The organism is Amycolatopsis sp. H20-H5 (genome assembly GCF_035828755.1).
In the GTDB taxonomy this organism is placed as follows: Bacteria; Actinomycetota; Actinomycetes; order Mycobacteriales; family Pseudonocardiaceae; genus Amycolatopsis.
This window is the reverse complement of sequence record NZ_JAYMZS010000051.1, coordinates 52,554-60,559: the sequence shown is the minus strand read 5'-3', so window position 1 is coordinate 60,559 and position 8,006 is coordinate 52,554. Positions and strand designations below refer to the sequence as shown.

The 8,006-nt window shown below is 71.6% G+C and carries 7 protein-coding genes; 3 read left to right on the top strand and 4 right to left on the bottom strand.

Going from position 1 to position 8,006, the window contains the following annotated elements; genetic code table 11:
• The 4 genes from QMK34_RS25885 to QMK34_RS25870 form a co-directional block, all read right to left on the bottom strand.
• Nucleotides 1-1,509 (bottom strand): aldehyde dehydrogenase (NADP(+)) (locus QMK34_RS25885; protein WP_326416976.1); only part of this gene is annotated, 1,509 nt, incomplete at its 3' end.
• A 30-nt stretch (nucleotides 1,510-1,539) separates the two neighbouring features.
• Nucleotides 1,540-2,694, bottom strand: coding sequence for a hypothetical protein (locus QMK34_RS25880; RefSeq protein ID WP_326416974.1), 1,155 nt, complete (start codon nucleotides 2,692-2,694; stop codon nucleotides 1,540-1,542).
• Nucleotides 2,695-2,698: 4 nt separating this feature from the next.
• Nucleotides 2,699-3,955, bottom strand: a complete 1,257-nt coding sequence (locus tag QMK34_RS25875; protein ID WP_326416972.1) for a glucarate dehydratase family protein — start codon at nucleotides 3,953-3,955, stop codon at nucleotides 2,699-2,701.
• Entirely contained in the window at nucleotides 3,955-4,896 is a 942-nt protein-coding gene (locus tag QMK34_RS25870) for a 5-dehydro-4-deoxyglucarate dehydratase (protein ID WP_326416971.1), read from the bottom strand. The genes QMK34_RS25875 and QMK34_RS25870 overlap by 1 nt, the downstream gene beginning before the upstream one ends.
• A gap of 229 nt (nucleotides 4,897-5,125) precedes the next feature.
• On the opposite strand from QMK34_RS25870, the gene QMK34_RS25865 reads away from it, so the two are divergent.
• From QMK34_RS25865 to QMK34_RS25855, 3 genes are all read left to right on the top strand, one after another.
• Nucleotides 5,126-5,941, top strand: coding sequence for an IclR family transcriptional regulator (locus QMK34_RS25865; protein ID WP_326416970.1), 816 nt, complete (start codon nucleotides 5,126-5,128; stop codon nucleotides 5,939-5,941).
• Nucleotides 5,942-5,987: 46 nt separating this feature from the next.
• Entirely contained in the window at nucleotides 5,988-6,812 is an 825-nt protein-coding gene (locus QMK34_RS25860) for an NAD-dependent epimerase/dehydratase family protein (protein ID WP_326416969.1), read from the top strand.
• Nucleotides 6,813-7,023: 211 nt separating this feature from the next.
• Nucleotides 7,024-7,896, top strand: coding sequence for an LLM class flavin-dependent oxidoreductase (locus tag QMK34_RS25855; RefSeq protein ID WP_326416967.1), 873 nt, complete (start codon nucleotides 7,024-7,026; stop codon nucleotides 7,894-7,896).
• The last annotated feature ends 110 nt before the right edge of the window (nucleotides 7,897-8,006 follow it).

Below are 8,006 nucleotides of genomic sequence, written 5' to 3'. Positions count from 1 at the left end.
AAGGGTTCGGGAGCGTTCCGGCCGGTGAGCACCCGGCCGGACCACCCACGCGTCCGAGCGGGTTCCGTCGGTGCGCCGCGGCATCTGCCACGGGTTGTTCTCGCGCAGCGGCTCGGGCAGCAGCGCGTCGGGGAAGCCCTGCCACGCCACCGGGCGCAGGAAGCGCTCGATCGCCGAGGTGCCGACCGAGGTGGTCGCCGGGGCGGTGGTGGCCGGGTACGGGCCGCCGTGCTGCTGGGCCCAGCTGACCGTCACCCCGGTCGGCCAGTCGTTCCACAGCAGCCGTCCGGCCAGCTTGGCCAGCGACGGCAGCAGGTTGCGGACCAGTTCGGTCTCGTCCTCCTCGCCCTGCACGGTGGCGGTCAGGCCGGGCTCGAGTCCCTCAAGGACGTCGACGAGCTCGGCTTGGTCGGTGTAGGTGACTACCAGCGACGCGGGGCCGAAGCACTCCTCGCGCACCTTCTCGTCGCTCTGCGCGAAATCCTTCGCCGTGGTGGCCAGCAGGGTCGGCGTGAACACCGGCCCGTCCGGCTTGCCGTCGGCCAGCACCTCGACGCCCGGGGCCGCCGACAGCTCGGACAGCCGCCGGGTGAAGCCCGCGGCGATCTTCTCGTTGAGCATCGGCTGACCGGCCACGCCGGTCACCGCCTCGCGCAGGGTGTCCTCGAGGCCGTGGCCCTCGGGCAGGAACAGCAGGCCCGGCTTGGTGCAGAACTGCCCGGCGCCGAGGCTGAACGAGCCCGCGTAGGCCTTGGCGATCGCCTCGCCGCGCGCGGCGAGCGCACCCGGCGTGACGACCACGGGGTTGACGCTGCCGAGCTCGCCGTAGAACGGGATCGGGTTCGGGCGCGACACCGCGATGTCGAACAGCGCCCGGCCACCGGGGACCGAGCCGGTGAACGCGGCGGCGGCGACGCGCGGGTCCTTCAGTGCCTGGACACCGGCGTCGATGCCGTGGATGACGGCGAAGAAGCCGTCCGGGGCACCGGCGGCGAGGAGCGCGTCACGCACGATCTCGCCGGTCCGGGTGGAGAGGCCCTCGTGACCGGGGTGCGCCTTGAGCACGACCGGGCAGCCCGCGGCCAGCGCGGACGCCGTGTCGCCGCCCGCGACGCTGAACGCGAACGGGAAGTTGCTGGCGGCGAACACCAGCGTCGGGCCGATCGGCACCAGCACCCGGCGGATGTCCGGGCGGGGGCCCATCGGCCAGTTCTGGTCGGCGTGGTCGACGGTCGCGCCGAGGAACTCGCCGTCGCGCAGGACCTCGCCGAACAGGCGCAGCTGGAACGTGGTCCTGGCCAGCTCGCCCTTGAGCCGCGGCGCGGCGGGCAGGTGGGTCTCCTCGACCGCGAGCGGGATCAGCTCGTCCGCGGCCGCGTCGAGCGCGTCGGCCACCGCCGCCAGCCAACCTGCCCTCTCGGCGGGCGTGGTCGCCGCCGCGGGCCCGGCCGCGGCCGCCGCGGCGGTCAGGACCTGGTCGAGGGTGGCCGAGTCGGTTTCGGTGCTCATGTCTGACTGTCTCCTTGAAAAGTACTGGGACTATCCGCCCTGGACCACACTATGTGCGCCGTCCGAGGCTGCGTGCAGGTCCGGCCAGCGGGCGGGCCCGGCCAGGCCGAGGTGGTAGAGGTGCAGCTCGGCGGCCCCGGCTTTGCCGAGCTCCGCGACGTAGGCCTCGATGTCGGGCACGGGGTTCGCGGCCACCGCGGTGATGTAGCTGCCGACCGCCACCCGCTCGGGCAGCTGCGCCCTGGCCGCGGCTACAGCGTCCACACTGGCCTGCCCTGGTGCCCAGTTCTGCAGCACCACGGCGTCGACGTCGTCCGGCGCGGCCGGGGTCAGGCCCGGCAGCGCGCCGGTGACCCAGGGGTCGAGCGCGCCGTGCAGCACGATCCTGGCGCCCGGCGTGAGCTGGGCGAGCACGGCCGCGCGCAGGGCGTCGGTGGCCCGTTGCCGGGTCGCCAGGAGGATCTCGCGCAGCGACCGCGGCAGCTCGTCCTCGGTGACGGCGAGGTCACCGGTGCCGAGCAGCCTGCGCACCTCGGCCCGCAGCTCGCCCCGCACGGTTTCCGCGTCGAGACCGGCTTCGCTCCAGCCCGCGGCGCAGGCGTCACAGCAGCAGACCGACAGCAGGCGAGCCACCGCGGGCGCCCACACGCCGTCGGTCTTCTCGTGCTGGTGCTGGTGGACCGCGCCGAGCGGGCCGCAGGCCTCCAGGATCACCGACGAGAACTCGAGCCCGCTGACGCACTCCGCGGTCAGCGTGGCCGCGTAGTCCCGCACGGCGGGCTGGGCCGGGCACAGCGCCCAGGGGTAGCTCTCGTCGAAGCAGTTGGTCACCGCGAGGTAGGGGAAATCCGTGCCTAGCAAGGAACTGTGCGTGAGCACCAGCCAGGCGGCGGCGGGGATCCCGGCGGCGTTCAGCAGCCGGACCGCGTCGCCCGCGCTGTCGCGGCCGTCGACCCACTCCGGCTCGGCCGGGACGAGCTTGTGCCAGACCTCCGCCCGCACGGGCCGGTACAGCGCCGCGTGCCGGGCGACGACCGAGGTGCCGTCGGGCGACCAGGGCGTCGCCGCGCGGGCGCTGTGGTACGACACGGCGACGGCGACCTCGTCGACGCCGAGTCCGCCGGCCCGCTCGGCGAAACCGGGGGCGAGGACGTCCCACGGGTAGGCGTATCCGACCACCTTCATCGCGTCACCACCTTGCCGTGTTGGGTTCGAAATCGCCGACGTAGCGCCGCATGTAGGTCACGTCGTCCCGTTTCGTCTGTCCACATCGGACATAATCCTCGTGCGCCTTCGCCAGCGCGTCCGGGTCGAGCTCGACGCCGAGGCCAGGCTTGTCCGGCACCGCGACGGCGCCACCGCGGAACTCCAGCGCGCCCGGCGCGATGACGTCGGCGGTCTTCCACGGCCAGTGCGTGTCGCAGGCGTAGGACAGGTGCGGAGTCGCGGCGGCGACGTGCACCATCGCGGCGAGGCTGATCCCGAGGTGGCTGTTGGAGTGCATCGACAGCCCGACGCCGAACGCCTCGCAGGTGACCGAAAGCGCCTGGGTGTCGCGCAGGCCGCCCCAGAAGTGGTGGTCGGACAGCACGACGCCGACGGCGTTCGCGCGGAACGCCGGGGCGACGTCGGCGAACCGGACGACGCACATGTTGGTCGCCAGCGGCATGTTCGCCCGCTCGGCGACCTTCGCCATGCCCTCGATGCCGGGCGTCGGGTCCTCGAGGTACTCCAGGACGCCTTCGAGCTCCTCGGCGACGCGGATCCCGGTTTCCGGGGTCCACGCGGCGTTCGGGTCGATGCGCAGCGGGTGGTCCGGGAAGGCTTCGGCGAGCGCGCGGACGCCCTCGATCTCCTGGTCCGGCGCGAACACGCCGCCCTTGAGCTTGATCGAGCCGAAGCCGTATTCGTCGATCATCCGCTTGGCCGCGCCGACCAGCGCGTCCGGCGTGGTGACCTCGCCCCAGGAGTCTTCCCCGGCACCGACGTGCGCGCCGTACTTGTAGAACAGATACGCGGAGAAGTCGACGGCGTCACGGGCCTTGCCGCCCAGCAGATCCACCACCGGGCGGCCGAGACAGTGGCCCTGCGCGTCCAGCGCGGCGACCTCGAACAGCGCGTAGACGCTGGCGACGGTCTTGCTGACGGAGAAGCCGCCGGTCAGCCCGTGGGCGTCGGCGAAGACGACCTCGCCGAGCGTGGTGGCCACCTTGCGGCGCAGTCCTGGCAGGTCGAACACGTCGTGCCCGGCCAGCTCCGGCAGTACTTTGCGTACCTGGTCGAGGAACGCGAGGTCGCCGTAGGACTCGCCGAGACCGACGACGCCGTCCTCGCACTTCAGCTGCACGATGCCGCGCAGTGCGAACGGCTCGTGCACGCCCATCGCGTTGAGCAGCGGCGGATCCGCGAACGCCACCGGCGTCAGCACCACGTCCAGGATCTTCATCAGACGGCCTCGATGCTCTTGAGCACGGTGAAGCCCTGCTCGACGATCTGGCCGAGCCGGTCGATCTGCTCGGGCGTCGGCTCGACGAGCGGCGGGCGGACCGAACCGACCTTGTCGCCGCGCAGCCGCGCCGCGGACTTCACCAGCGACACCGCGAAGCCCGGCGTCTCGTCGCGCAAGGCCACCAGCGGCAGGTAGAACCCGGCGAGCAGCGCGTCCATGACCGCGACGTCGCCCTCGGCCAGCGCCCGGTGGAACCGGTGTGCGATCTCGGGGGCGAAGCAGTGCACGGCGGAGGAGTAGCGCGCCACGCCGATCGAGGCGTACGCCTTCGCCGACACCTCGGCCGTCGGGAGGCCGTTGAAGAACAGGAACTCGCGTGCGCGGTCGGAGTCGATCGAGCGGATCGTGGTGACGATGCGGGTCATCAGCTCGATGTCGCCGAAGCCATCCTTGAGGCCGACCACCGACGGGATGTCCAGCAGCGTCGCGGCCGACGCGGGGGTGAACACGCCGGGCGAACGGTGGTAGACGATCACCGGGATCGTGGACTCGCCGATGGCGAAACGGACGTGGTCGACCAGCCCGGCGGGCGGCCCGGACACGAGATAGGGCGGCAGCAGGAGGACACCGTCCGCGCCACCCTCCTGCGCCGCCGCGATCCCGGCCCGCGCGGTCGCCGCGCCACCCCCAGCGCCCACCCAGACCGGCACCCGCCCGGCCGTGACCTCGCGGGCCCTGGCGAGGATCGCCGCGTGTTCACCGGCCGCGAGCGCGCTGAACTCACCCGTGCCGCAGGCGACGAACAGCGCGCCGGCGCCGGCCGCCACGTGGCTCTCGACGTTCTCCGCGAACGCGTCGAGGTTGAGTTCCAGGTCCTCGGTGAAGGGGGTGAGCGGGAACGCCAGCAGGCCGTCCAGCTCGATCTTGGGCAGTGCCATCAATTTTCAGCTCTTTCGTTCTTGTGGTTTCGGGACCCGGCGGAGTCCGCTGCTCAGGAGCCGCGCTTGCGACCCATTGTCCCGTCGATCACGTACACCGTTGACCCCTTCCACTGTTCACATCTGTGAACGAAGTCTGTTATAGTGATTATGTTCATCCATAAGAACGTTGTTCGGGACGCTAATATGGCCGGAGTCACAAGTCAACGGCCGGTTGGAGGAGCGCGACATGCCACAGAAGGTGGATATGCCGGCCGCGGGCGCGAACGGTGCCGGCAGCACGGAACAGGCGGGCGTGAAGTCGGCGCGGCGCGCGATCGATCTCATCGAGACCTTCGCCGCCAACGACGTCTGGCTGTCCCTGTCGGATCTGCACGCGCGGACCGGTTTCCCCAGGTCCAGCCTGCACGGACTGCTACGCACGCTGCTGGAGGCTGGCTGGCTGGAGGCGGACGCGAACACCGCCCGCTACCGCCTCGGCGTCCGCGCGCTGATCTGCGGCACGGCGTATCTGGACCGCGACGCGATCGTGCCCTACGCGACCGAGGCGCTCGAACTGATCCGCGAGAAGACCGGCTTCACCGCCCACTTCGCCCGGCGCAACGGCACCGAGGTGGTCTACCTGGAGACCCGCGAGTCGATGCGGTCCACCCACCTGGTCTCCCGCGTCGGCCGCACGCTGCCCACCCACGCCACCGCGCTGGGCAAGGCGCTGCTCGCCGAACTCACCCACGACGAGATCGACGCGCTGCTGCCGCACACGCTGTCGCCACTGACGCCGAGAACCATCACCACCCTGGAGGCGCTGCACGCCGAGTGCGCCGCGACCCGCGAGCGCGGGTTCGCCTCCGAGATCGAGGAAGGCACCCTCGGCGTCCGCTGCGTCGCGGCGGTGATCCCGTACCGGATCCCCGGCACCGACGCGATGAGCTGCTCGATGCCCATCGACCAGGTGACCGACGCCGAGGCCCAGCACGTCGGCGAACTGCTCGCCCAGACCACCGCCGAACTCGGCCAGCGCCTGCGCCGGGCCGGGATCCGCTAACTGTTTCCCGCTCCCTCCCTACCCTCCCAGAACGGGGATTCGTTCCATGGCAGTACAGCGCGTCCTGATCACCGGCTCGGCCGGCATCGTCGGCAACCTGATGCGCTCCCGGCTCCGCCGCCCGGACCGGGTGCTGCGCCTGCTCGACCTCGCCCCGCAGTCGGCCGCCGAGCCCGGCGAGAACGTCGAGCTGGTCACCGCGTCGGTCACCGACTCCGCCGCGATGGCCGAAGCCTGCGCGGGCGCGGACGCGCTCATCCACCTGGGCGGCCACAGCCGGGAGAACTCCTGGGAGGCCACCCTAGACGTCAACGTCAACGGCACCCACACGGTCCTGGAAGCCGCCCGCACGGCCGGTGTCCCCCGGGTCATCTTGGCGTCCAGCAACCACTCGGTGGGCTTCCGGCGCAACGACGAAGGCGGCGAGAACGGCGTCCCCGCGGACTCCACCCCCCGCCCCGACACCTATTACGGCGTCAGCAAAGCGGCGATCGAGGCGCTGGGCAGCCTCTACCACTCACGCTTCGGCATGGACGTCATCGTCGTCCGCATCGGATCCTGCTTCGAGACCCCGATCCAGCTGGGCCCCCGCGGCCTGACCACCTGGCTCTCCCCGGACGACGCCGCCCGGCTGTTCGAAGCCTGCCTGAGCTGCCCCTCCCCGGGCTACCGCCTGATCTGGGGCGTCTCCGACAACACCCGCCGCGTCTACTCACTGACCGAAGCCGAGGCACTGGGCTACAAATCCCTCGACAACGCCGAGACCTACGCCGAGCAGGTAGCTGCCATGCCGACCCCGGCGGGCATCGCCGGAGAGCACCTCGGCGGCGGCTTCTGCACAGCCCCCCTTGGCGAATTCAACCCACTCTGACCCCCACGCTCACCCCGCGCTGATTATCCCTGAAGGCCACCATGACGGCGTTTAACGCCGTCATGGTGGCCTTCAGGGGCAATGCTCTGGACGCGAAAAGGGCGCGCCGCTGGTGGTTCGCTGCCACTGTGGCCTATTCCGCGCCCAGCAGCCAGGATCGCCGCGCCTAAAGCAGTTGTTCCCCCGGGTTACGACCGTTACAACTGAACACATGACCACACTCGGCGCGGTGTTCCGCCCCCAGCTCGCTCCCGAACGACTTCGTGACGTGGCCCGCGCGGCCGAGGACGCGGGACTGGAGGAACTGTGGCTCTGGGAGGACTGCTTCTTCGAAAGCGGTATCGCCGCCGCGTCCGCCGCGCTGGCCTGGACGGACCGGCTGCGCGTGGGCGTGGGCCTGCTCCCGGTGCCTCTGCGCAACGTCGCGCTGACGGCCATGGAGGCCACCACCCTGCACCGGCTGTTCCCCGAACGGGCCGTTCTGGGCTTCGGCCACGGTGTCCAGGACTGGATGGCGCAGGTCGGCGCCCGGGTCGACTCGCCCATGACGCTGCTGCGCGAGCACCTCGTGGCGATGCGGGCGCTGCTGCGCGGCGAGCGCGTCACCACGGACGGCCGCTACGTGAAACTCGACGACGTCGCCCTCGATTGGCCGCCGCCGGTCGCCCCGGCGGTGTACGCCGGAGCGACCGGGCCGCGCTCGCTGCGGTTGTGCGGCGAAGTTGCTGACGGCACCATCCTCGACGCCGCCGCCTCACCCGAGGTGGCGCGCCAAGCCCGGCAGCTCGTCGACGAAGGACGCGCGACGGCCGGTCGCACCGACCACCACGAGCTGGTCGTCTACCTCCACACCGCGACCGGACCGGACGCGGCGGCCCGCCTCCGGGGCGAGCTCGCCCGCTCCCATGACGAGTCCATCGCCGGGCTCGGGGTCGCCGGGGACGCGGACACCGTGGCGAAGGCCGTGCTCAGGCTGGTGGACGCCGGAGCCGGGACAGTGGTCCTCCAGCCGACGGCGGACGAACCCGATCCGGAAGGCTTCGTGCGTTTCGTCGCCGAACAGGTACGGCCGCTCGTCCCCTGATCAGGGCATCCCCCACGGCAGCGACGCGCCGTTCGGCGGGACCGGGCGCACCGTGATGTCCGGCCGGTCCCCCTTGCGGTACACGAACACGTCCTCTCCCCCGCCGAGTT

Bases quoted from the DNA above. Each gene is read 5' to 3' on its own strand.
- QMK34_RS25870 (WP_326416971.1), bottom strand. From the start codon at position 4,896: ATGGCACTGCCCAAGATCGAGCTGGACGGCCTGCTGGCGTTCCCGCTC.
- QMK34_RS25880 (WP_326416974.1), bottom strand. From the start codon at position 2,694: ATGAAGGTGGTCGGATACGCCTACCCGTGGGACGTCCTCGCCCCCGGT.
- QMK34_RS25855 (WP_326416967.1), top strand. From the start codon at position 7,024: ATGACCACACTCGGCGCGGTGTTCCGCCCCCAGCTCGCTCCCGAACGA.
- QMK34_RS25865 (WP_326416970.1), top strand. From the start codon at position 5,126: ATGCCACAGAAGGTGGATATGCCGGCCGCGGGCGCGAACGGTGCCGGC.
- QMK34_RS25860 (WP_326416969.1), top strand. From the start codon at position 5,988: ATGGCAGTACAGCGCGTCCTGATCACCGGCTCGGCCGGCATCGTCGGC.
- QMK34_RS25875 (WP_326416972.1), bottom strand. From the start codon at position 3,955: ATGAAGATCCTGGACGTGGTGCTGACGCCGGTGGCGTTCGCGGATCCG.